Raw genomic sequence first — 23,183 nt, 5'->3', positions numbered from 1 at the left:
CCTCGAACTGGACGATGGATGGTCTGGCGGGCAACGACACCCTCACAGGCGGAGGCGGCAACGACACCTTCCTGGTGCGCGGCACGGAAGCCTCCGGTGACAGTATGCAGGGTGGTCTAGGCAGTGACACCTTGAAGGTGGAGGGCGCCACCGCTCTAACGTTGGCTGGCTTTGACACGGTGGCAAACAGCATCGAGGTCTGGGCTGGCAACAACAAGGGCGTGGTCGGGACCGGGGCAGCCAACCGCTTCGACTTCTCAGGTCTGACCAGCGTCACGGGTCTGACCTCGGTCGATGCAGCCGGCGGCAACGACACCGTGATCGGCTCGAACTTCGACGATAACCTGCGCGGCGGAGCGGGCAACGACACGCTGGACGGTGGCGCTGGCACTGACACCATCGTGTTCTCAGGCCTGAAGAGCAACTACTCGGTCACCAGCCGAGCTGCTGGCGGTTTCCTTGTGCAGGACCTGCGCGTAGGCACCCCGGACGGCGCGGACGTCGTGCTCAACGCTGAAGTCCTGCGCTTCTCCGACTCCAGCGTGACGCTCGGCGGCGTCAGCAATAGCGCACCGGGCGCGGTGAGCGACAGCAATACGGCGGCCAACCTAGTGCCGGAGAACTCTGCCAATGGCACGCTGGTGGGGCTGACGGCGGTGGCCGTCGACCCGAATGCGGGCGACAGCGTGACCTACACGCTGTCTGACAATGCAGGTGGGCGCTTTGCCATCAACGCCTCGACCGGTGTGGTCAGCGTAGCCAACGGGGCCTTGCTCGACTTCGAGACCGCCACCAGCCATAGCGTGACCGTGCGGGCCAGCGATGCCAGTGGGCTGTTCTCGGAGGCTAGCTTCACCATCGGGGTCACCGATGTGGTGGAAGGCCCCAGCACGAGCTTTGTCGGTACACCAAACGCTGATGTGTTCGCGGTCCCGAACGCCTCAACCTCGAACTGGACGATGGATGGTCTGGCGGGCAACGACACCCTCACAGGCGGAGGCGGCAACGACACCTTCCTGGTGCGCGGCACGGAAGCCTCCGGTGACAGCATGCAAGGTGGTCTAGGCAGTGACACCTTGAAGGTGGAGGGCACCACCGCTCTGACGTTGGCTGGCTTTGACACGGTGGCAAACAGCATCGAGGTCTGGGCTGGCAACAACAAGGGCGTGGTCGGGACCGGGGCAGCCAACCGCTTCGACTTCTCAGGTCTGACCAGCGTCACGGGTCTGACCTCGGTCGATGCAGCCGGCGGCAACGACACGCTCATCGGCTCGAACTTCGCCGATAACCTGCTGGGCGGTGCCGGCAATGACAAACTCACGGGCGGGGCTGGCAACGACCTCCTTACGGGCGGCACCGGCAATGACACCTTCGTGTTTGCCTCAAGCGGCACGGGCCTGGATCGGGTCAGTGACTTTGCCGGCGGTGCGGGTCCCGGCGACGTGATCGAGTGGCACGGCCAGTTCGCGAACTTTGCCGCGGTGCAGGCAGCGGCCTCGGACTTCAGCGGCACGGTGCAAGGTTCTGCGTTCACGGGCGTGCAGATCGTGTCAGGTGCGGACACGCTCTACCTGTCAGGAATCACCAAGATAGCGCTCGTGGCCGACGACTTCGCGTTCCTGTGAGATGCTGCACGCCAAGTAAAACATCGGCTCTCCGCCTCCTCACATGGGGCGGGGAGCTCAAGTATTCGAGAATCTAAACACTTCTTGCATTAGTCGCGACCGAGGCAAGCCCGACAAGCACTAGGAAGTTCAGCGATGAGCCATCGACGGAGCCATGCTCACCATATCGAGCAACGAGCGGGGTGGGCGCGAGAAGCGGGGTTCACGCTAATCGAGGTCATCGTGGTGCTCAGCATCATCGGTCTGGTCATGGGCATGGTCGGACCTCGCATGCTCGGCTACCTCACGGACTCAAAGGTCAAAACCGCTCGCATCCAGGCAGAGACCCTCTCCAGTGCCGTCGAACTCTTCTTCATCGATAACGGGCGATTCCCGCATGCGACGGAAGGGCTGCAGGCGCTGGTGAAAGCCCCTGCGGGGCTTCGGTCATGGAACGGTCCCTACCTGAAAGGCACCACTGTCCCCCTCGACCCGTGGGGGCGGGACTACGTCTACACCTCCCTCGACCGCGGTCGAGCCTACCGCATCACCTTCGTGGGCGCAGATGGAGGCGATCCAAATGGGCACGAGCGACCACGATTAGGCCTCAGCTCGGCCTCAGCCGGGCAGACCCTGAGCGAACGCGATATCGCCTCGCGGGATCCAACGCGATGACGATCCAACGCCATCTCAGTAGGCTCTGGAAATCCCTGGCCACCTGGTGGCTTGATCAATTGGAAATGGCCCTACCCATTGCCAACCGCTATGCCACTGCTGATCGTCAGCCGATGCGCCTGGTCGTGCGCACCGAGGAAAAGGCGGTTTCCATTGCCTTGCTCAACCAAGCCGACGAAGTGCTTTTCATCGAGCACACGGATTGGCTCTCGTACACCCGGGAGATGTTTGATCGTTGCTTAAGCGCGGCCGAGCGCTTGGCGCGTCCACGAGGGTTTTCGGTAAGCTTGGTTCTCACTCAAGCGATCGGCCGTTCGCTCATGATTCCGCGCGCGGCCCGTGCCCAAGCCGAAGACATCATTCGCGCTCACATTCGTCGGAAGACGCCGCTGCGCCTCGACGACATCTTCCTGGGCTTTGTTGTACGCATGGCCCGCGATGGTTGCCTGGAGGTGCGCTACCTTGTGACGCCGCGTTCCTTTCTCGACAAGCTTCTGCAGCGCCTTGCAATCCAGTCGACTGAGGTTTCAACGCTGGAAAACCAACCGGACGGCGCCGTTCCTGCCGTCATTGTTCCTCTCACCCCGACCCAGCGGCCTGCTGCACAATGGTGTCGGCGCGTGGCATTCGGCCTGGCGACCGTCATGCTCGCGAGCGCAGCGCTTAGCTTCGGTAGCATCGTCATTCGTCAGGAGCTCGCTTTGCAGCAGATCGAGCAGGACCTTGCGGATTTAACTCGGACCGCGTCATCTACCGCCGACAAGTCGCAGGCAATTTACGAGATGGCCAGTGACCTGACTCGCTTTGCAGACTTGCAAGACCTGCCAGGAGCCTTAAGGATCTGGGAACATCTAGCTACGATCCTGCCTTTGTCGACCTATCTGACCGAGATCACGATCTCTGATAATACTGTGCAGATCTCGGGCTTCTCAGCCTCGGCCACGGCCCTCATCCAAGCCATCGAAGGATCTGCGTTCCTGCACGGTGCAGTGCTGACTGCCCCCGTGACCCGAGGGCAGGACACCGACAAGGAGCGCTTCTCGATCAAGGCCTCCCTTCGTCGGCCCCGAGCCACAGCCGAGGAGCGAGAAAAAGGATGAAGCGCGTCGATTGCAGACGGTTCGCCCTCTTCATCGTCGCGCATGTGGCGGTGTTCGCCCTCCTTGCGTTCATCATTGTCTCGCTGGGCAGAGACGTGTTGCTGAGCCAAAAGGAAAGGACCGCAGCGGCCACGGCGCGCCTTGCCTTAGCAACAGCGATCGCCAGCCGTCATGCCGCATCCTTCGCGCTTGACCCAGGCGTAGTCGAAGAGGCTGCTGGGCGGTTTCTACGAGGCGAGACTGCAAGCGTCCAGACCGCTGATTTGCTTGTTCGGCTGAAGACCTGTGCCGAGCGGCACATGGTCACTTTAATATCCGTCTCCACCCTTCCAGACATAGAATGGCAAGGGAGAACGATGGTCGGCGCGCGGGTTGAGTTCGTCACAAACAACGCGCGGGCGGCAGCGATCTTGGCCAGCATCGAGCAGGGACCGACGTTGCTGTTCATCCGACGCGTGCAGTTGCAAGCGGTCAATGATCGTGCCCCTGACGTCGACGCTATAGCAGCGAACCTCGAGATCTATGGGTTGCCACGATGGCCTGGGAACTGAGGCGCGCCGCCTTGCAGACAACGGTCTTCGGCTGTTTTGCGGCCGCGACTGTCGCTTGCGCCTATGAGGCAGGGATCACGATCTTTTCGCCCCTCGAGGCGACCGAGCAGCCAGTCCGCAGCAACGCCGGCAGCGGACACTTGGCAACATTGCAAAACTCTAATCCACCAGCATTTGCTCCAATAGCTGTCCTCGCCAGCCCCCTCTTCCTCGCGACGCGAACGCCCGTGCGCTCACCGGCGCCGATTCCCGAGCCGGTCGCCGAGGCACCGATCGCGGCCGTCATACCAGCCGTGGACTCCGCGCCTCCAGATTACATCCTTGCCGGGGTCATGATTTCATCGGCAGAGCGCAAGGTGTTGCTGCGTAAGCACACAAACGAAAGAGGATTATGGATCAAGCACGGAAATTCAACAGCCGACGGTTGGGTCGTGTTGACTGTTGGTTCTGAAAGAGTGACCTTAACCCGGGATCAAAAGGAGTTCGGACTTTCCCTCCGTTCATCGACAAAAATGAGATAGTGGATACGTCCCATGCCTTTGCCATCGAGTGCGGTCAGGGTGGGAAGGCGTGCGAACAGTAGCAGATTACAGCAGCACCGGGGGCCACCCGTCGGCAAGCGTTACCATATTCGAAATGCATTCATGTGTTTTCCCGCGATTTTGCTTGCGGTAATGGTCTCTCCCGCCGCGGCACGCCAAAAAGCAGTTGTTCCGCCGTCTGGCGAAGAAGTCGTCGTGCCGGATATTGATATCGGACCGGCCATCGTTGTCGATGACGGAAAGCGTCGGCTTGGCGCAACGTCCAGAACGCCGGACCCCAGCGGCGCTGGAGCGCCTCCAGCCGGCAAAGTCCATATTGGAACCGGCCGATTTCTCGGCAACGCGCCATCCCGAAGCGCATCGATCGATAAAGAATCTGGCACGTATACACTTAACTTGTCTGGCGTGACGGTCCAAGAGGCTGCTGATGCGGTTCTAGGGGACATTCTGAAGGTCAATTACACCATCGACTCCAAAATCGAGGGGCGGGTCACGCTTAAAACGATGAATCCTATCACCAAAGCGGGGGCGGTCGAACTGTTCACCTCCTCGCTGCGCTCGGTGGGGGCAGCGATCGTCCGTAATGGCGATGTTGTGCGCGTCGTGCCGATTGACCAGGCGACGATGGGCGCGCGGATTACAACGTCGAATCGTGAGCAGCCGGGCCTCGGGAATGGCGTTCGGGTGATCTCTCTCAAGTACGTTGCGGCCGCCGAAATGAAACGCCTCCTCGAGCCGATTGCATCCTACGGCGGCGTCGTGCGCGTGGACCCTTCTCGCAACGCCTTGCTCGTTTCTGGAAGTGCGGAGGAGATTGCCTCGATCCGCGAAGCCGTCGCAGTGTTCGACATCAATATCATGCAAGGGATGTCCTTTGCGCTAGTCCCGGTACGTACCCTTGATCCCGAGGACGCGGTAGACAATTTGAACCGTGCGTTCGCTTCCAACACCGAGGGCGCCCTTAGTGGCATGGTGCAGTTCGTTCCTAACAAGCGGCTTCGTTCCGTACTGATTATTGCGCGGCAACCCGATTACCTCGTGAAAGCCAAGGCTTGGATTCGTACCCTAGACGGCATAGCGACGGGGACGACGAAGGAGTTTAAGACTTATCTCCTGCGCAACCGGCAGGCGAAAGACGTCGTTGACGTCCTGAACGCGATGTTTTCCACGGAGACGAATACGCGCGAAGTCCGCTCGCCGCGACCCTCGCGCAACGCGTTAGGCGACGGACCATCGGGTGCGCCTGTCGCCGTCGCAGACGCATCGGGACAGGGATTCTCGGTTGGTGGGGGGTTTGCCGGAGTGTCTGCCGGAGGTTTTGGGGGCGGCAGTCCAGTTGCTGCTGCGGGAGGCGGTATAAGTGCGGCCGACCGCTTCCTCGACTCGCCCTTCTCACGCAGCGATGATACAAATGCGTACCGGTCGGCGGCGATCGGCGCAGGACCGGTAGACGGCGAGCCACGCATCAAGATCGTTGCTGATCCAACTCAGAATGCCCTTCTGATTATGGCTTCGGCCAGCGACTACCGCCGCGTTGAGCAGGTAATCGTAAATCTTGATGTGCTTCCTAATCAGGTGCTGATTGAGGCCACCATCGCTGAGGTCGCGCTGACGGACGACTTACAGTTTGGAGTGCGGTGGTTTTTCCAAAATAAATCGGGCGGACGCTCGGGCAGTTTCACGGACTTGGTGAATGGCGCGGTCGGATCGGCGTTTCCGGGCTTCTCCTTCGTAGCGAAGGCGGCAGGGGGGCAGATCACACTGAATGCACTCAACGATGTGACACACGTAAACGTGCTAGCGTCTCCAAGCCTCATGGTCCTCGATCGCAAAACCGCCGTCCTTCAGATTGGCGATCAGGTACCGATCACTACGCAATCAGCTCAGAGCATTTTGACGCCGGGCGCGCCAATCGTAAATTCCGTTGCCTACAAGGATACCGGCGTGATCCTCTCGGTTAGTCCACGGATTAACGAATCTGGACGCGTGCTATTGGAAATCGAGCAGGAGGTTTCCACGGTCTCCCGAACCAACACCTCCAACATTGACTCGCCGACTTTCGGGCGACGCAAGGTCAAAACGACTGTATTGGTCAATAATGGTGAGACCATTACGCTGGGCGGCCTAATTCAAGAGCGGACCACCGAGAGCGAGACTCAGGTCCCGGTGCTCGGTGATATCCCGATCATCGGCAAGGCTTTCAAAGACAAGCAAAGTCTTGTCGAGAAAACTGAGCTTGTCATCATGCTGACGCCGCGTGTTGTACGAGACTTGAACGAAGCCGCGGCAGTAACAGAGGAATATCGCGGCAGGGTGCGTGCTTTCCTGCCAACCCGTGACCCGGTCCGCCGCCTCCTCAACCATGCCAAGCGCACTATCGAGTAGGTCGGAAGCGTGCTCATATGGCAAGATTGGCGACTGTCCCCTCGAATTCTGCCAGTGACGCCTTCGCTCTGCGGTTCAGCGCCTTTCTGACGGAAGCGGGCCTCCTTGACGAGAGCTCGGCTGCCCGTGCTCTGCGAGCCGCCAGTCTGTCGGGGGATCGCTTCGATACAGTTCTGACAAAACTCGGCATCCTTTCCGAGTCGGCGTTGGTGTCTGGCTTGGCCCGGTACCTCGACATGCCTGTCCACGTTCCTGGAGAGATGCCGGTCAGCAGACTGCTTCCCGACTTGCTGCCGTTCCACTTTCTAGCCGAAAACCGAGTCCTGCCCGTACGGCTCAGCGCTGATTGTCTAACAATCGCAGTTGTTGACCCTCTCGACACAGTCCCTCTTGAATCCGTGCGACTGGTCGTCGACCGCGACGTTTCCTTCGAGATCATCACGTTGGCGGAGTTCGAAAGAGCTTTAGCCGCGCTCCAGGCGAAGGGCGAGGGCGCCGGCGCTCTGCCGCTCCTGCGCTCCACCGACGCCGAGCCGAGCGAGAACGATCTGCAGCGCCTGCGCGACAGTGCCAGCGAGGCTCCGGTCATTCGCTTGGTCGAGCAGATCATTGCCGATGCGGTCGATGCACATGCCTCCGACATCTACATCGAGCCGACGGCCCAGGCACTAAGAGTGCGCTACCGCGTGGACGGCGTTTTGCGACAGGCTGATGAAGTGCCTGCGCGGCTACGCGCCGCAATTATTTCCCGTGTCAAGATCCTGGCGCGCCTCGATATTGCCGAAAGGCGTCTTCCGCAGGATGGCCGTATCAAGCTTGCTGTGCGTGGCCAGGACATTGATTTTCGCGTCGCCACGATCCCAACGATCGATGGTGAAGCGGTGACGATGCGCGTGCTTGACCGCAGTCACGTAACCCTCGACTTTCCCAGCCTCGGCTTCGACCCGGAACAGGTTGCGGTGATGCACCAGCTTATGCGTCAGCCGAACGGGATCATCCTCGTGACGGGTCCCACCGGGAGCGGCAAGACGACGACCCTTTACACGATGTTGAAACATGTCAACCGTCCGACGGCGAAGATATTCACTGTCGAAGACCCAATCGAGTATCAACTTTCCGGCATTAGTCAGGTGCAGGTACAGGAGGCCATCGGCCTCGATTTTCCAGCGGTCCTTCGTTCGATCCTTCGACATCATCCAGATATGATTATGATTGGCGAGATCCGCGACGAAGACACCGCTCGCATCGCTGTACAGGCCTCTCTGACCGGCCATCTGGTCTTCTCGACCCTGCACACCAACAGTGCGGCCGAATCTGTGACGCGGCTCATAGACATGGGCATCGAGCGATTCCTGCTCGGCTCCACCCTGCGCGGTATTGTGGCACAACGGCTCGTCCGGCGTCTCTGTACAGCCTGTTCGCAGCCCCATGAGGACGCTTCACGTTTGGCCGATCATTTTCTAGGAGCTGATGCCCGTCTCGCAGCTCTTGGACAGCCGAACTTTCGACGACCCGTCGGGTGTGAGAGCTGCCGAGGCAGTGGCTATCAAGGGCAGATGTCCATAGCCGAGATGCTTGCGGTTGACCCCTACATTCGGGATGCGATTCTGCAGCAATGTTCGGGTTCACAAATCGAGGATTTGACAAGACAGCGTGGTTGGAGGTCCCTCTACGATGATGGAGTGACACGGGCCTGGTACGGGGTGACCACGATTGAGGAAGTATTGCGGGTAACAAATACGCTGCAAGTTGCGTCATTATGAAATTTCACTTTGAGGCCTTTGACGGAGCGGGAAAACTCGTTGTCGGCGAAATCGACGCTGCATCCGAGGCTGAAGCGCGCCAGCTCGTTTGCACCCGCGGCGTAACCCCCTTCGCGATCCGAAGCGGACGACCCATCGACTTCCTCTTCCGCGAGATCAAGTTCGATCACGCGAACCGACTCCTAAGCGACAGCAAGTTTGCGCGGCTTTCCCGAGACCTCGGTATTTTGCTGCAGGCGGGCCTACCTCTCGATACGGCCTTGCGCATTCTCTCAACCACCGTCGACGACAAGTGGATGAGTAATCTCATCCTCCGCCTGCTGGAAGGCATCCTGCACGGAGCTACGCTCGCGGATGCCATGCACGGCATGGCACCGGTTTTCCGGCCCGAGTACATTCGCATCGTACAGGCCGGCGACGCTGGCGCTGACGTTGCGGCGGCTTTGATCGACCTGGCCGATCTTCTTGACCGGCGGGTACAGGCCCAATCGGCTGTACGGGCGGCAATGGCTTATCCGGCTCTACTCGTCGCCCTCGCATTCGTTTCGCTCTGGATCGTGCTCGATCTACTTGTGCCTGCTGTGACGCCCATTTTTCTCGAGAACGGCAAGACCCTGCCCACCATACTGTGGGTGCTAAACACCATTCGCACGTATTCCGGCCCAGTGTCAGTGGCCGGTCTCGTTGTCGTCGCTAGCTTAGGCATCGCAATTTTCTTTGCGCGCCGCCGACCCGCCACGCGGGTTGCGATTGACAGGATGATCTTACGCATTCCCGTCTTCGGTCGGATCTCCGAGGCGCGACAGGCGTCTCGTTTCACACGCACTCTCGCAACGCTGATCAAGGCCGGGGTGGCGCCATTGCAGGCCCTTCAGACGGCCTGCCCACTCGTCGGTAACGCGGACACCCGAGGTCGTCTTCAAGTTGCTATCGATGACGTTCGCGCTGGCGCGACAATTGGCGACGCCCTGAATGCGACGCGCGCCCTTCCCGCGGTAGCACGACAAATGATTGTTGTTGGCGAAGAGAGTGGATGCCTACAAGGGATGTTGTTGCGGGCAGCCCTGATCCTGGAGCGCCAGGAGCAAGTGCGCACAAATTATGCGCTCGCGATCCTCACGCCCACAGTCACCATCTTTGTCTCCGGACTGATCGCAGCTATTATCTTGTCTATTATGGGCGCGATCCTCTCGATTAACGATTTGGCCCTCCAGTGAACCAGGGTGTGTCATCACTGCAAGGCCAGGGGGGGTTCACGCTTGTTGAAGTCCTCGTCACACTTAGCATTGTAGCCGCCCTCGGCACATTAATGATCCCGAACCGTCGCCCCCCGGCGCAAGCACAGCTGCGCGCTGATACAAATCACCTTGTGGCGGCTCTGCGCATCACGCGTTCCGCCGCTGTTTCACAGAACCGCGACATGACGTTCCTGCTCGATACCGCACGGCGAACTTTCAGTTCGCAGGTAGTTCCTTTGGGGACTATAGACTCACGTACCGAAATTAAGATGGAGACATTCGACGCGCTCCGCTTCGAATCTTTGGGCGGGATTCAGTTCTTCGCCAGTGGACGCTCAACAGGAGGGCGTATTCGCCTTGAACTCGGGCCTTTCAAAACGCGCATCCACGTGATTTGGGCTACCGGCAATGTTGCCGTCATGGAATAGGCGTACAAGTATCAGCGCACGTCACGGAGTCCAGGACGGCTTCGTTATGTTCGAGTTTCTTGTTGCGTTCACGCTCTTCGTCCTATTTCTTGCTGCAACCTTCGCGGCACTAGCGGTCGCGATTCGCGGTGATCATAAGGCAGCGTTCCTCACGTTAGGCACGTTGCTAGCTAAGTCAAAGCTCGCCGCTGCTGGTATTGAGTATCCTCTGTCCGCTGGCACCATTGGCGGAACCTTCACAAATGGGTATCGGTGGCAGGCAAAGATTTATCGTCACGGCATCATCGAGTCTGCGTCAGGTCGATCCGTTCGGGCTTTTCAGGTCCAGGTGACTGTTGCTGAACCTATAGGAGCTGGCGAGCGTACCATTTCGCTTGCCGGTGTGGAGATTGATCGGGGGCTCCGGCCTTGAGTAAAGTTGCTTCATCGAGCAGGATCCAAGGCTTCGTGCTGCTCGACGCATTGTTGGCCCTCCTGCTGTTGGCGCTAACATTTGGGCTTGTGGCCGGTATCATAAGCTTCGGTCACCGCGTTTTGAACGCAGGCGCGGTACGGGACAGGCTTTTGCATGTGGCAGACGGAACCAATGCGCTAGAGAGCTGGCTTGCTGGCGCTAGCGCTCTGCGCCCACGTATTGAAGAGAAGCATGGGCCCGTGCAGTTTGAAGGGCGCCCAGACCGCATGTCCTTCGTGACACTACATACCGGCGACGCTCTGTCGGCGGGACTTCTTGCGGTAAGTGTCGGGTTTTCGGGGGGACGGAACGGCAGTTTATTGTTCGATGCCCAGCCGATGGCACTGGGCGAATTACAGATGCCTGACATAACTGCACGCCAGGTTCTCGTGTCTCATGTGGCCGCGGTACGTTTCCACTACTTCGGTTCGCTCACAGAGGGCGTAGCACCTGGATGGTACGAAGAGTGGACATCTGCCAAAAGCCTGCCGCTTCTTATAGCGTTACACCTTGATGTGGATCTCGGCCATCGCACCGAGCCAATTGACTTGGCGTTCCGCACTCGCGCGCAATGATCTCGCTTCTGCAAAGTTGCTTAATCTCCCCCCCGATCAGGGTGCGAGCCGATCAAGAAGTTCAAACCATGAAGTTTTATTCAACATCAGTGGTGCTGCCGCGACTGTTATGCCGAAAGCCAGAAATGGCCCGAAAGGAATCCGAGCACCTGTACTGAACTCAGCATCTAGCATACGACGAAAGCTAATATAGGCGAGCGCCATGAGGCAGGCGACGAGGAGCGTGGGGGCTAGTCCCTCAAGTCCAGTCCAGGTTGCACCGGCGGCGACAAGCTTGACGTCGCCAGTTCCGAGCCCGTCGTAGCCTTGATATGCGCGGAAACCCGCCTGAACGGCAAGGAGGATGCCTCCGCCAAGGAGCACGGCGAGAACCGCCGATAGGGGCTCGATTTGTCCGAGAGTGAAGGAGGCCGTAAGTCCTGTCGAGAAGATCGCGATGTTGACAGTATCGGGAATGATGAACTGGCGGAGGTCGACGATTGCGGCATAGCCTACGAGTAGCGCAAGAATTCCTAGAGCTGCTGTGCCGCCGATCGTCATGTTCCCACACCTCGGCTGGATGAACGTCGAAGGGTCAACATGCTGGCAATCCGTCCGCGGGTGCAAGCACAACAGTCGAGAAACCTTCACGCCATTCTCGGATGCGATAAGATGCTGGCGGACCGGGCAGGAAGTCAACGATAGCAACGCGCGAGAATCCAATTCCAACACCTGTTACAGAAACACCTTCAATCAGTACCGTGGTTCCCAAGACGTCAGCAACATAGAACGTAGCGTTTCGCGCTGCGGATTCGGTGGGACTGGTGCCGGAAGATACCGCGGCCAGCAACGAGGGCAAAGCGACGCGCGCGTTCAAGCCTGGGCTGCGGGAATGAACTGTTACGAGGGGAACCAAAGTCCGAAGAAGACGGCGATTGATGCCAGGAATCTGTCCGAGTTGCAGAACGGTGTCGAAGGCCGCCTTCGCTCCCTCCGTCCCATCCGTTCTTCGAGCATGAAGGATGCTGCGCGCCAAGCCGAGGGCATTGCGATCTCTGGACATCGCTTCCATCAACAGTGCCTCAATCAGCGCAGGCTTTGCCGCGTTGAGGTCAACTTTGCCGCTCTCGTTGGAGACAGAGACCCCCATTGTCGACCCGTCGACGAACTTGCAAGAAACAGGGACCCCGACCAGTCCAAATCTGCCCGTTGCCAAGCCTGAGCGAGACAGGCCACCGAGAAGCTCGAAGATTGTGGAATTAACAGCGAAGTCGGCCAAAGCTTCGGCGCGCGCACGCTGCGATGCTGTGAAGGCCGCATTCAAGCGAGAGTGCGCCGCCGCGATGTAGGCTACCATCAAAAGGGCGATAATTCCAATCCCGCCAACAACTGCAACAAGGGCAAACCCGTCCTGTCTAGACCGGGCACCTACCTTAACTCCGAGCACATGTTCGGTCAGCCGCGGCAGTACCATCATAGTCAACACCTCCAGGCAAGGTCTCAATATAGATTGTGGCGGATGTATCTGGCTACGAAATCTATATGGCATACGCGGCAGGCGTGATGACGGTACGGCTTACCACTGCGAAGCGAACGATGGAACGACATCTGTAGTACCGAGCAGCGTAAGTTAGGCACGAACGGCAAAATTGGGCCACGCGCCGGAGCTTTGGACGCCGCATTTGAACTACCCTACCGCACAAGGGTTTAGTCCGTCTCGTCAGGCGGTACTAGTGCGAAAACTACTATTGCGGGAATCTGACCATATTCATATGATCATGACCATATGCCAAATCTAGTAGCATATTGGCAGAACGAATATCGAAGTTTAGTGTCACTAGCTAACGACTTTGGTCATTTCATGGGGACGCACGATGTTCTTGGACAAGTCAAACGCGTCCCCCATGCGGATACGCGAGGCTGAACAGGCACGCGAGAACAGGTTAGAGATTGTCAAGGCGGTCTCGCATGGCGAGATCACCAAGCGCGACCTTTTTCGATGGGGCCTATACAGCGCAAGCGGTGTTATCGCTGCAAAGCATGGACTCAGCCCTTTTGTCCGGAGCGCCTACGCTGGTGAGGTGACCGGTACGCCAGCAAGCCCTTTGTTCGGGGCTCAGAAGTTCAGCGAACCACTGCATCGGGCGCTCGTGCAGCCGCGCATTCCACTTCTTCCTGCATCAACTCGTGACGAAGTCATGTGGACCAGAAATGGCGCAGAACTTCCCGAACTTCGTGGCCGTCGACTGTCTTATCATGACGAGTGGAGCCTAAGGGGCGCTAATTACGCCAGATATACCAATCCTGTAACACAGCGAGGTCCCTGCGAAGGGCGTCCGCCAACCGAATTCTTCGCCCACCAGCGATGGACGAACGATCCTAATAGCCCGAACCGCGAGCTATTCCCCAAAGTCGGCTACATAATGTCGATCGGGCAGGCAGAGCCAGGAACTAAGTACTGTCGTAGCATGCCGGAGCAGTACGCCAACTCTGTCTGGAGCTTCGGTGTCCGACCGCCCGGCTATCGCGGCAATGCAGCGGGATCACGACTTGGGTACGGCGCCCCGTGCTTGATCAAGGCCCGCTACGGAGAGCCAATGTTGACCCGCATCTACAACGATCTACCAGCAGATCGAAAGTCGAACGGGGGCTTCGGCCGAAACGAAATCTCTACGCATTTTCACAATGCTCATAATGGTGCCGAGAGCGACGGCGCCTGCAACGCCTACCACTTCCCCGGTACTTTCTACGATTATCATTGGAGTACGGCGTTGGCGCGCCGAGACATGCCAAGCCAGCGCTTATTCTCCGACCCGCGCTACCTCGATAAGGCTTCCGGTCCGACAGATGATGGCGGCCTGATGCGGGTCGAGGGCGACTTTCGCGAGCTCCAAGGCTCGCTATGGTTTCACGACCACCGCTTCTTTTTCACTGCGGAGAATGTGCATAAGGGCATGTTTGCCTTATGCAACTACTATAGTGGGCCGGATCGTGCCTGCACTGCCGTAAATGACGGCGTTAATCTGCTACTGCCCAGCGGCGACTCGCTGCCCTGGGGCAACCAAGACTTCGATGTCAACCTCGCTGTGTCAAACCCGGCCTTTAACAAGGATGGGCAGCTCTTCTTCGACATCTTTGACACCGAAGGGTTTGTTGGCGACGTCTTGGCGGTCAACGGGGGCTACTATCCGTACATGGAAGTATTGCCTCGCCGGTATCGATTCCGTATTCTGAATGCTTCAATGGCGCGTTTCATCCAGCTCGCAGTGGCCGTTAGCAACTCAAGCAAATTCGCGTCCGGTATATCCGTTCCGTTCTGGTTTATCTGCAATGACGGCAACTTTGTTGTTAATCCGATCAAGTTGACAAGCCTTGAAGAGCAGGGTCCGGCCGAGCGTTACGACATCGTGATCGACTTCTCGGCTTTTACGCACGGAGATACACTCTATTTGATCAACCTGCTTAAGCAAACGGACGGCCGCAAGCCCGCCGGGGCAGTGTCTGTCGCCGACGCGTTGAAGGGTGTATCAGGTGACCGATGTGTTGGGCCGGTCCTGGAGTTTCGTGTCAAGAACGGTGGTATCAGTAGCGTCGATGACCCAACTAGGACTTACACTGGCTCGGAACTTGACCCGAGCAGAGATTACAACGCCCCTAATTCTGGTTCAGGACTGTATTTTCTGACGTCGCAAGTTCCGATTGTGGCGCCGGTACGCGAGCGCGTCATCGAGTTCGGTAGGTCTGGGGACGGGGACTCACGCGACAGTACCGGGCAGTGTACGCCGGATTGTCCGGAGGGCATGCTTTTTCCTTGGTCTATCAAGGTCAACGGTCAGAAGGCGCATACGCTGAACGCAAACCGCATTAGCGCTCTTGTGCCCAAACCCGGTGAGGTCGAGCATTGGACGCTGATTGGTGGTGGAACAGGTTGGGACCACCCGATCCACCTCCACTACGAAGAAGGAGTGACATTGGATCGTGGTGGCGGCTATATTGGCCCAACCGAAAAGTTTGCGCGCAAAGACGTATGGCGGCTCCGTCCTGCGGGCAAGGTAAAGTTTCAAGTTCGCTTCGGGGAGTTCGGTGGTTCATACGTGACGCACTGTCACAATACGACCCATGAGGACTTTGCGATGCTAATGCGCCTTCAGGTGCTTACTCCAGACCCCAACGATCCAGATTACGCGAAAAGTGGCAGCGGTCCTCACTGGAGGATTTCGAAGACCCCTCTACCCTCGCCTGACGGTGTCACATGGAAGACACCAGAAGTGCTGCCTGAAGCCGATCCAAAAAACACTCAATACTTCCCGATTCCGACGAACATTTGAGTTTTTCAATATCGATCTTTGTAAGTTTGCATGGTAGGTATAGGAGCGAATGTAATGCTACGGCTTCGCTTGACTTTTGCGGCCCTTGTTCTGGCTGCCCTGCTCGGCTCTATAACTTCTTCAAAGGCGCAGTCCCCGTGGGGGGAGGGGTACTTACCAAATGTACCAGTTATCAGTCAAAATGGAGAAATCTTCAAATTTTATGAAGATTTAGTCAAGGAAAAGACTGTTGTAATCAGTTTTATATTTACGAGCTGCCGAGACATCTGCCCGATAGTTACTGCTCGGCTTGCTCAAGTTCAGGACATTCTTGGTGACAAAGTCGGGCGTGAAATCTTCTTCCTGTCTATTAGTGTCGATCCAGTTGTCGATACGCCTGAAAAGCTAAGGGATTACGCGTCAGCTTTTGGCGTGGGCAGAGGCTGGACCTTCCTAACCGGGAAGCCCGAAGATATGCATCTCATTCGTAATAAGCTGGGCGAGCGTATTCGAGGCCTGTCCGATCATAGCAATACTCTTTTACTTTACAATGACAGAACTAGCGAGTGGTCTAAGGACTCGCCCTTCAGCGATATCAACAGTATAGCTATCAATATAAAGTCAATGAACCCGGATTCGGTGCGTGTCCATGATGAACAAGCGAGATCGGCGCCATCTGCTTCTGCATCACTAAATTCCGTTACGGATCTAAGTACGGCAGCCGGGCTACCGGGACAACATTTATTCATCAAAACTTGTGCTGCATGTCACACAGTTGGAAGAGGTATTAAAATCGGGCCGGACCTCTTGGACATCTCCTCTCGCCGTCCCAAGGATTGGATTGTGAGATACCTTGTAGATCCACAGAAAATGCGCGCTGAAGGTGATCCTGCTGCACTGGACCTTGCCGCTCGATACCCGGCTGTGCGGATGCCCACTCTGTCTCTGTCGGAGAACGATGCTGCTGATCTAACGAGCTACATTGCAGCGCTATCATATGGTGCTAGAGCCGATCAGCAGGTCGGACATGCGCACAGTGGGCACGATCATCATTAATTCAAGCACAAACGTGGGCAGTGCTCACAGGTTGGTGGGTGTTTTTTGTTGCACCCTCAAGCGTGTCGCGCAACGCGATCGAAACGTCTAAACACCGTTAACTTAGCTAGTTCGCTTCCGCCGCTTTTTCAGACTTCAGGAACCCCGTCCGACATCTAAATCGACTTCGAAACTCTGCGCCGCGTGCTTGTCATTCTTAACCAGTACGAACAACTTTATTAGGTGCTCAAAGACATCCTTGAAACACAAGTGGCTTATATCCATTGATAGAATCTCAGCGAGACACTTAGGGTTTCTCGACATAATGTTCGCCGAAGACCCGAGCAGCGTCCCTGCGTTTGTGAACGCCTAGTGCACGATAAAGAGCAACGGCATGGACTTTCACGGTACTCTCCGTAAGACTTAGCAAACGAGCAATTTCCTTGTTTGACTTGCCACATCGAATCAAGCGGAGAACATCGTTCTGGCGCGGCGTCAGTTTCGTGCTCGTCTCAGGGAGATGGGGGCCGTCTGTATTGTCTGGCAGCTCTATTTGGTGCGGCAGCTCCGTTATAAGCGAAGGCACGAAGATTTCGCCCCTTATAATCTTTTGAAAAGCCGCTACTATGTCTTTAACACACAAGGTCTTCGGGATATAACCGTGCAGCCCCGCCTGCAGCGCAAGGAAGATGTCATCGCGGCCGCCCGAACCCGAAACAACCGCCACGCGCACCTGCGGAAAAACCTCCCGCACACTTCGTAAGCTGAGTGCGCTCTCGACACCCGGCATTGCTAAGTCAAACGATGCAAACTTGATTGTAGGAGTTTCGCCTAGAACTTGCATCGCAGCATCGAGGGAACCCACCTCTATTACCGACGAAAATCCACAATCTTGTCTCAGCAGAGCGGAAAGTCCCGTTCGGAAAAGTTCATGATCGTCAGCAATCAACGCGGTGACATCGCCATCATTCATTGTCGATCTCCTGTCGATCAGCGCGGCATTTAGCTCCTATTAAGGAGCACAGTTGCTGGGCTCGGGTCGAAAAAGCCGTATGTGGTAAGTTCTGCGTGTTCAATCTTGATTAGATATCCAGCTTAAGTTTGTCTAACAGCTTCAGCGTTGTTTCGATGACAACATGCAGCTCTTGGACCGCGGGCTGCTTTCGGACACCAGTTCGGCATGCCAATTCGAAATTTCGGCAGGCACGACTGAGATCAGGCAGATCAAGAATGCAAGCTGTGGAGATGAGTGAATGAGCTTGTTCTGCCAGCGCTTCCGAAGCACCTAGTTCGCGGATGCTTATGGCGAGATTGGTTAAGCTCTGATGTAGCTCGACTTGAGCTGCCCTAACCCGGTCGTTGGAGAGCCAGGATTGAGTCGAGGTGTTGTGTGCCGCAGCGTGCGTGATACTGCTGCTGAAATGGGAAGTTCTAAGCCGAAATGCATGGCGTATGAGGACCTTGGCGAGCGCCGCTTGAGATAGCGGCTTGCCAACATGTCCGTTCATGCCCGCCAACTCGAAGCGGCGCACTTGGTGCGAGAACACATCAGCCGAACAAGCTACGATGGGCACCTCACGGGCCGGATGATCCAATGCACGAATGACCTGAGTGGTCGCCGTGCCACTCATTCCAGGCATGTGTTCGTCCATCAAGACCAGGTCGTACGCAACCTTCTGCACCGCGAGAACCGCGGCTTCACCAGAATTAACGAGGTCCACCTGACAGCCAAGCGCCGTTAATAGTTCGCTCAGCAGTTCTCGATTAAGTGAAACGTCCTCAACAACAAGTACATGAGCTTCGAAGACGTTACAGGAGAGAGCGTTTTCTGTCGGCAGTTCCAGTTCATCCTCTGACACCGGTAGTTCGAGGCTTAATAGAAAAGTGGATCCCGCACCAGCCTCACTTCGTACATCGATCCTGCCTCCCATCTGCTTAATAAGGGATTGTGAAATAGCCAAGCCCAGTCCAGTACCGCCGAAACGACGCTCGCTTGATGAGTCAACCTGGGAGAACCGTTTAAATAGGAGATGCTGACGTTCACTTGGAATACCAATGCCTGTGTCGCAGACGTCAACGCTGAGCCGGCAACGGCCGGATGTGACTGCTGCAACCTCTACCATGAGTTGAACACTGCCGGCGTCAGTAAACTTTATAGCGTTGCCGAGAAGGTTCAGTACAATCTGCTGCAGGCGATCCGGATCGCCGACTAACGATTTAGGGAGACGTTTGTCTATAGCAATTTTGAGAGAAAGATCTTTGGCGGTAGCCATTGGAAGAATTATTGAGACGGCATCATCGAGAAGCTTAGAAAACGAAAATGGACGGAGATTTAGCCTCATGTCTCCAGACTCGATCTTTGTCAAATCGAGAATGTCGTTGACGATCGATAGCAGCGCGCTAGCAGCATGCTGAATATGGTCTACGCGTTGACGTTGGGTTGGCATTAGCTTGCGGTCGGACGCGAGTAGGTCTGCGTAGCCTAGAATCCCATTTAGTGGCGTACGTAACTCGTGGCTCATGTTGGCCAGAAACTCTGCTTTGGCGATCGATCCTGCTTCGGCCCGTTCCTTCGCGATCCGTAGTTCCTCATCCTGCCTATGCTGTGCAGTGATGTCTCGCGAGATGGCAAGAATGCGCTGGACTCTTCCTTGATCGTCGAACATTGGGGTGAGTAGAACATCGAGCCATCTCAGCTCACTTTTCGCTTTACCGCGCCAAGCTGTGAAACGGCTCGACTTCCCCTGCTGAGCAAGGACTACAGCCTGGCGGGCCCCTGGGCCACTCTCGTCAGGCCAGGAGTCTGTCCAAAGCTGTCCTTCAATGATTATGCCGGCCGTCGCACCAGGCATATGAGCACAACGATCGTTGGTGAAGATGACCCGGCCGAAGGAGTCCAAGACCTTCACAGTATCTGGGGTGGCACTTAGTATGCTCTGCGTTAGCGCGTGATTTTCGGCGAGTTCTCGCGTCCGATCTAGTACGCGGCGTTCGAGCTCGGAATTGCTGTTCCTTAATTCCTCAGCTTGTTTGTATAGACGCACTGATGCATCAGCAATCGTCCGACCAAGCGTATCGGCCTCAATGACGCCGGTTCGACGATATTCAACGAGTTCGCCTCTCTTAAGCGCGCGTGCCGCCTCCATTGTGATTTGCGCAGCCGACTTCATTCGATGCGCAGTCAGATATGCACAAGGACCTGCCATGAGCAGTAACGAGGCGGTCACAGCAGTCAGAAACCACAAGGATTGATGCAGTGAACTCTGTAGTGCGAAATGTGGAATGGACACAAGAATGAACCAGCCCGAGAATGGCAGTCGACGGTAGTATTGCTGAGCCCTTAGTTCTCCAGAATCTGCCGCTTCAATTAACCCGTGATCATTGATCATCGCACTGGGCATCAAAATCTGACGGCCGACATAACTCTCGTTTTGTGTTGTCTGTGCAATCAGAGCACCTGATTGATCTATCAGGGATCCGCTGCGTGGCGGCGCCAGTTCGGGGCTCCGTAACAAGCTTGCAAGATGTTGTTGAGGGAGCATAAGGACGAGGGCGCGAGGTTCACCTTCGGGTCTCGACACGATCATCGAAATGGCTATCTGGTGTCCGTGTCCAGGGCGTTCGAGTAGCAAGTCAAAAGTCTGGTGCGACGTGCCAAGCTTAATTCTTCGCTTAAGTGAGACCGAATAACTTTTCGGAAACCGCGGATTGTTACCTGTAAGTAGATCACGGCCGTCACTGTCGATTATATATAGGACACTTTGAAGTCCAGCTATTGTGTCCAGCGCCTGCAGCCGAAACCGGCTAAAGTCCTCGTAGAGTGTCCGGGCGGCTGCCAGTAACTCAAGCCGAGAGGAGAGCATCGCGATTTCGCGGTCGACTGCAAGTCCCATGTGAAAAGCAGCCTCGGTAGAGATTAACTCAACTTTCGTACGCTCCGCGTCGACGTAGCGATATGCCATTGAGGGGATGATGACTATTAAAGGAAAAATCAGTACAAGCGCGAAAATCCCGAGATAGAAGCTAACGTGAAAGGATCTTGTTCGCTCAGGGCAGAATTTACCGATGCAAATCGCCTTATGAAATCTGAATCCACGCCTTCGTTCCTGATATAACATTTGACACCCACAATTTTCGGGGCATCGCCCTTTGCTTGACTCTTGATAAAAAGCACCCGGTTCCGTTCGTGTCAACATGAGCGAAAGGGCGTGTCGCTCCGAAGATTGCTTAGGTCAGTGTCAGTTGTTGCAGCTGACGAGTGGAAAGCGTAAATTTCCCGCTATCTGTATTTCCGGCCGGCGTTGGAGCACACAAACGGCGGCATCTCCAAAGCTAATAGTGTCGGCATCGGACTCGCTAGAAAGGCTGACCAGCTTAGCTTTAGGAGTGAGCGTCGGACATCGTGGGCGCTCGGAGAGTATCTGACGCTCACCCATGATGTTAGCGCGCTCACCCTCGTTACCGATGGGGCAGTCTCTATGGCCCAACGTTTCGAAGCAGCCGGACGCAGCAGAGCACAAGATAGGGTAGCGCAAATCGTCTGTTTGACACCCCGTTTGACACTGCCACCGACGGCAGACTACGTGGCTGCGAGGGATCCGCCTGCGCATGGCTGATGGCAACTTCAGTGACGATGTCCGTCTGCGGATCGCCATCGTCCGGCACAAGACCGGCCGGCCCGTGCCCTTTGAGGTGTTCAAGACCCCCCGGGAGACGCTAGCGGCTTGGTTGAAGTTGCGGGGCCTGCTGGCCTGCCGCTGGCCGTTCCCGAGCCGAAGCCGCTCGGGCGAGCCCCCCACAACGCGTCAGTACGATCGACCCGTGGATCAGCAAGTGGCGCTAATTGGCCTCGCTCCTGCGGGGTATGGTACGCGCAGCCTGCAACGGGCGAAGCTCGCGCTGATCTACCAGCGGATGGGCAGCCTAACAGCATGCCAGCTGCTCCTGGATCATACCAAGCTTTATAGCTCGCGTACGCTACCTCGGCATCTACGCGTACGACGCGCTGGTGATAGTGGAGCAGTCGGACATTTGGCACTTATTGCCGCTGGCCCTGGGGACTAACCTAACTGGTATTCTGAACCGGGCTGATTGAAAGGCTACTGAATGGTCGCGGACATGGATTGCCGGAACGTCAGTTAAGGGGAGGTGACGAGAGCGGGCAACGAGTAGCCAAGGACAGATGCTGTCGAACTCGGTTGTTGGTAACTGCCAAATCCCAATCGCGGTCTGTGCCTCCTTGAGCGAGAAAAATATCTTATGGCATAGGCACTCGTACTTCGTATTCTTTCTCAGTGATTTCCGCCTACCTGGACACTCTCGCCACGCTCTTGTCCTGCGCCGCTTGAACCTAGATCTTGCGCAGCTTCAGCATCACCTGCTCCGCACCCGTCTTCTGACCTCGCCGTCTGTCCAATACCTTTGGTCCTAGCTGATCCTCCCAGTCAGCCAGGACCAAAGCCAGCCGGTTATGTCAGCCGCGGTCTTCATCCTGGCGGTTAGTTTCCGAGAGTTGTGCCTCGCTCGTGGACGACGACTTGGACTTCCAGTCGTCCGACCTACCTTAAGGGCGAAGTGGCCTCCGGGGTGTTCCCGATCAGAAGCCGGAACAAGCAGGACCGTGATTGCCCATGGATTCGACCCGCCCGTCCGCGCAAACCGTCCTGCTTGCGGGCGTCGGAGGCGATCTCGGGGGCCGCATTGCGAGAGCACTCGTGGCGCGGGGCGCAGACGTCAGGGCTCTCGTGCGTGTCGGCGTCAAGCCGGGGAATCTTCCGCCCGGCGTGACACCGGTGACCGTCGACTATGGCGATCCACGTTCGCTTGCGAACGCCTGTCATGGTGCTGCCTGCGTCGTCTCGGCCCTGAACGGATTAGAGCCCGTCATCCTCGAAGCGCAGGATCGGTTGCTAGATGCAACGGTCGCCGCCGGTGTGCCGCGCTTCATCCCTTCGGACTTCTCCCTCGACTTCACGCGCACGCGGCCAGGGGACAACCGCAATCTCGACCTGCGCCGGCACTTCATGAACCGGGTCGACCGGACACCAATCCGTGCAACCTCGATCCTCAACGGGGCCTTCGCCGATCTGCTCACAGGTGAGGCGCCGATCGTCCTGCAGAGGCCGCGGCGCATCCTTTACTGGGGCGATGCCGACCAGCCCCTCGATTTCACCGCCAAGGACGACGTCGCGCGCTATACCGCGGCGGCCGCCCTCGACTCCGAAGCGCCGCGCATCTTGCGCATCGCGGGCGATACCGTGACGCCGCGCGTCCTGGCGACCATCATGACCGACCTGACGGGTCGTCCCTTCGGCCTGTGGCGGGCGGGCGGCCTGAAGCGCCTCAGCCTGTTGATCCGGATCGCTCGCGCCGTGACGCCGGCGAGCGACGCCGTCTTCCCGGCTTGGCAGGGCATGCAATACCTGCGCGACATGGCCAGCGGACGGGGTCGATTGTTGCCGCTCGACAATGATCGCTACGGCCAGATGTCGTGGATCGGTGCCCGAACGACCCTCTCGGCAGTCGCGTGAGAACCAGCCGGATCCTC

At 57.3% G+C, this 23,183-nt stretch carries 18 protein-coding genes; 14 read left to right on the top strand and 4 right to left on the bottom strand.

Going from position 1 to position 23,183, the window contains the following annotated elements:
• From CRT23_RS07590 to CRT23_RS27730, 11 genes are all read left to right on the top strand, one after another.
• Window positions 1–1,625: cadherin domain-containing protein (locus CRT23_RS07590; protein WP_181017282.1), on the top strand; the 1,625-nt coding region annotated here is incomplete at its 5' end.
• A 135-nt stretch (window positions 1,626–1,760) separates the two neighbouring features.
• Window positions 1,761–2,279, top strand: coding sequence for a type II secretion system major pseudopilin GspG (gene gspG / locus CRT23_RS07585; RefSeq protein WP_103709208.1), 519 nt, complete (start codon window positions 1,761–1,763; stop codon window positions 2,277–2,279).
• Window positions 2,276–3,379, top strand: a complete 1,104-nt coding sequence (locus CRT23_RS07580; RefSeq protein ID WP_103709207.1) for a PilN domain-containing protein — start codon at window positions 2,276–2,278, stop codon at window positions 3,377–3,379. Before gspG ends, CRT23_RS07580 begins: the two co-directional genes overlap by 4 nt.
• Window positions 3,376–3,930: a type II secretion system protein GspM gene (gspM, locus tag CRT23_RS07575; RefSeq protein ID WP_103709206.1), complete on the top strand. Its 555-nt coding sequence runs from the start codon at window positions 3,376–3,378 to the stop codon at window positions 3,928–3,930. Before CRT23_RS07580 ends, gspM begins: the two co-directional genes overlap by 4 nt.
• Entirely contained in the window at window positions 3,915–4,451 is a 537-nt protein-coding gene (locus CRT23_RS27740; protein ID WP_146056343.1) for a hypothetical protein, read from the top strand. Before gspM ends, CRT23_RS27740 begins: the two co-directional genes overlap by 16 nt.
• A 123-nt stretch (window positions 4,452–4,574) precedes the next feature.
• On the top strand, window positions 4,575–6,857 hold the full coding sequence (gene gspD, locus CRT23_RS07570; protein ID WP_181017281.1) for a type II secretion system secretin GspD: 2,283 nt from the start codon (window positions 4,575–4,577) through the stop codon (window positions 6,855–6,857).
• Between the two features lie 17 nt (window positions 6,858–6,874).
• Window positions 6,875–8,620 carry a GspE/PulE family protein gene (locus CRT23_RS07565; RefSeq protein ID WP_103709204.1) on the top strand — a complete coding sequence of 582 codons (1,746 nt, stop codon included), beginning with the start codon at window positions 6,875–6,877 and terminating at the stop codon, window positions 8,618–8,620.
• On the top strand, window positions 8,617–9,837 hold the full coding sequence (locus tag CRT23_RS07560; protein WP_103709203.1) for a type II secretion system F family protein: 1,221 nt from the start codon (window positions 8,617–8,619) through the stop codon (window positions 9,835–9,837). The genes CRT23_RS07565 and CRT23_RS07560 overlap by 4 nt, the downstream gene beginning before the upstream one ends.
• Window positions 9,834–10,286, top strand: coding sequence for a GspH/FimT family pseudopilin (locus tag CRT23_RS07555; protein ID WP_103709202.1), 453 nt, complete (start codon window positions 9,834–9,836; stop codon window positions 10,284–10,286). The genes CRT23_RS07560 and CRT23_RS07555 overlap by 4 nt, the downstream gene beginning before the upstream one ends.
• Before the next feature lie 46 nt (window positions 10,287–10,332).
• Window positions 10,333–10,698, top strand: coding sequence for a hypothetical protein (locus CRT23_RS27735; protein WP_146056342.1), 366 nt, complete (start codon window positions 10,333–10,335; stop codon window positions 10,696–10,698).
• Window positions 10,699–10,733: 35 nt separating this feature from the next.
• Entirely contained in the window at window positions 10,734–11,315 is a 582-nt protein-coding gene (locus CRT23_RS27730) for a hypothetical protein (protein WP_146056341.1), read from the top strand.
• A gap of 36 nt (window positions 11,316–11,351) precedes the next feature.
• Here CRT23_RS27730 and CRT23_RS07550 read toward each other — a convergent pair whose 3' ends face one another.
• Both CRT23_RS07550 and CRT23_RS27725 read right to left on the bottom strand, forming a co-directional pair.
• Window positions 11,352–11,855, bottom strand: a complete 504-nt coding sequence (locus tag CRT23_RS07550) for an A24 family peptidase (protein WP_103709201.1) — start codon at window positions 11,853–11,855, stop codon at window positions 11,352–11,354.
• Between the two features lie 34 nt (window positions 11,856–11,889).
• Window positions 11,890–12,771 carry a type II secretion system protein GspK gene (locus CRT23_RS27725; RefSeq protein WP_181017280.1) on the bottom strand — a complete coding sequence of 294 codons (882 nt, stop codon included), beginning with the start codon at window positions 12,769–12,771 and terminating at the stop codon, window positions 11,890–11,892.
• Window positions 12,772–13,891: 1,120 nt separating this feature from the next.
• Here CRT23_RS27725 and CRT23_RS07545 point away from each other — a divergent pair.
• Both CRT23_RS07545 and CRT23_RS07540 read left to right on the top strand, forming a co-directional pair.
• A complete protein-coding gene (locus CRT23_RS07545) occupies window positions 13,892–15,622 on the top strand; it encodes a multicopper oxidase domain-containing protein (RefSeq protein WP_245436038.1) in 1,731 nt (576 codons plus the stop codon).
• A 54-nt stretch (window positions 15,623–15,676) separates the two neighbouring features.
• Entirely contained in the window at window positions 15,677–16,657 is a 981-nt protein-coding gene (locus tag CRT23_RS07540) for an SCO family protein (RefSeq protein WP_181017279.1), read from the top strand.
• Window positions 16,658–16,943: 286 nt separating this feature from the next.
• On the opposite strand, the gene CRT23_RS07535 is transcribed toward CRT23_RS07540, so the two are convergent.
• Both CRT23_RS07535 and CRT23_RS07530 read right to left on the bottom strand, forming a co-directional pair.
• The gene (locus CRT23_RS07535; RefSeq protein ID WP_103709198.1) at window positions 16,944–17,609 is read right to left on the bottom strand and encodes a response regulator transcription factor; all 666 of its coding nucleotides are present in this window, start codon (window positions 17,607–17,609) and stop codon (window positions 16,944–16,946) included.
• Window positions 17,610–17,718: 109 nt separating this feature from the next.
• Window positions 17,719–20,754, bottom strand: coding sequence for an ATP-binding protein (locus CRT23_RS07530; RefSeq protein ID WP_181017278.1), 3,036 nt, complete (start codon window positions 20,752–20,754; stop codon window positions 17,719–17,721).
• 1,512 nt (window positions 20,755–22,266) lie between these two features.
• On the opposite strand from CRT23_RS07530, the gene CRT23_RS07525 reads away from it, so the two are divergent.
• The gene (locus tag CRT23_RS07525) at window positions 22,267–23,166 is read left to right on the top strand and encodes an NmrA family NAD(P)-binding protein (protein WP_103709196.1); all 900 of its coding nucleotides are present in this window, start codon (window positions 22,267–22,269) and stop codon (window positions 23,164–23,166) included.
• The last annotated feature ends 17 nt before the right edge of the window (window positions 23,167–23,183 follow it).

Source organism: Methylobacterium sp. V23 (genome assembly GCF_002917135.1).
Lineage (GTDB): Bacteria > Pseudomonadota > Alphaproteobacteria > Rhizobiales > Beijerinckiaceae > Methylobacterium.
The sequence above is the reverse complement of the archived record's forward strand: the minus strand, read 5'-3'. Positions and strand labels throughout refer to the sequence as shown.

What these genes read in the sequence shown, in the direction of transcription:
- gspG (WP_103709208.1), top strand. Translation starts at nt 1,761, where the DNA reads ATGAGCCATCGACGGAGCCATGCTCACCATATCGAGCAACGAGCGGGG.
- CRT23_RS07580 (WP_103709207.1), top strand. Translation starts at nt 2,276, where the DNA reads ATGACGATCCAACGCCATCTCAGTAGGCTCTGGAAATCCCTGGCCACC.
- gspM (WP_103709206.1), top strand. Translation starts at nt 3,376, where the DNA reads ATGAAGCGCGTCGATTGCAGACGGTTCGCCCTCTTCATCGTCGCGCAT.
- CRT23_RS27740 (WP_146056343.1), top strand. Translation starts at nt 3,915, where the DNA reads ATGGCCTGGGAACTGAGGCGCGCCGCCTTGCAGACAACGGTCTTCGGC.
- gspD (WP_181017281.1), top strand. Translation starts at nt 4,575, where the DNA reads ATGTGTTTTCCCGCGATTTTGCTTGCGGTAATGGTCTCTCCCGCCGCG.
- CRT23_RS07565 (WP_103709204.1), top strand. Translation starts at nt 6,875, where the DNA reads ATGGCAAGATTGGCGACTGTCCCCTCGAATTCTGCCAGTGACGCCTTC.
- CRT23_RS07560 (WP_103709203.1), top strand. Translation starts at nt 8,617, where the DNA reads ATGAAATTTCACTTTGAGGCCTTTGACGGAGCGGGAAAACTCGTTGTC.
- CRT23_RS27735 (WP_146056342.1), top strand. Translation starts at nt 10,333, where the DNA reads ATGTTCGAGTTTCTTGTTGCGTTCACGCTCTTCGTCCTATTTCTTGCT.
- CRT23_RS07550 (WP_103709201.1), bottom strand. Translation starts at nt 11,855, where the DNA reads ATGACGATCGGCGGCACAGCAGCTCTAGGAATTCTTGCGCTACTCGTA.
- CRT23_RS27725 (WP_181017280.1), bottom strand. Translation starts at nt 12,771, where the DNA reads ATGATGGTACTGCCGCGGCTGACCGAACATGTGCTCGGAGTTAAGGTA.
- CRT23_RS07545 (WP_245436038.1), top strand. Translation starts at nt 13,892, where the DNA reads ATGTTGACCCGCATCTACAACGATCTACCAGCAGATCGAAAGTCGAAC.
- CRT23_RS07540 (WP_181017279.1), top strand. Translation starts at nt 15,677, where the DNA reads ATGCTACGGCTTCGCTTGACTTTTGCGGCCCTTGTTCTGGCTGCCCTG.
- CRT23_RS07535 (WP_103709198.1), bottom strand. Translation starts at nt 17,609, where the DNA reads ATGAATGATGGCGATGTCACCGCGTTGATTGCTGACGATCATGAACTT.
- CRT23_RS07530 (WP_181017278.1), bottom strand. Translation starts at nt 20,754, where the DNA reads ATGTTATATCAGGAACGAAGGCGTGGATTCAGATTTCATAAGGCGATT.
- CRT23_RS07525 (WP_103709196.1), top strand. Translation starts at nt 22,267, where the DNA reads ATGGATTCGACCCGCCCGTCCGCGCAAACCGTCCTGCTTGCGGGCGTC.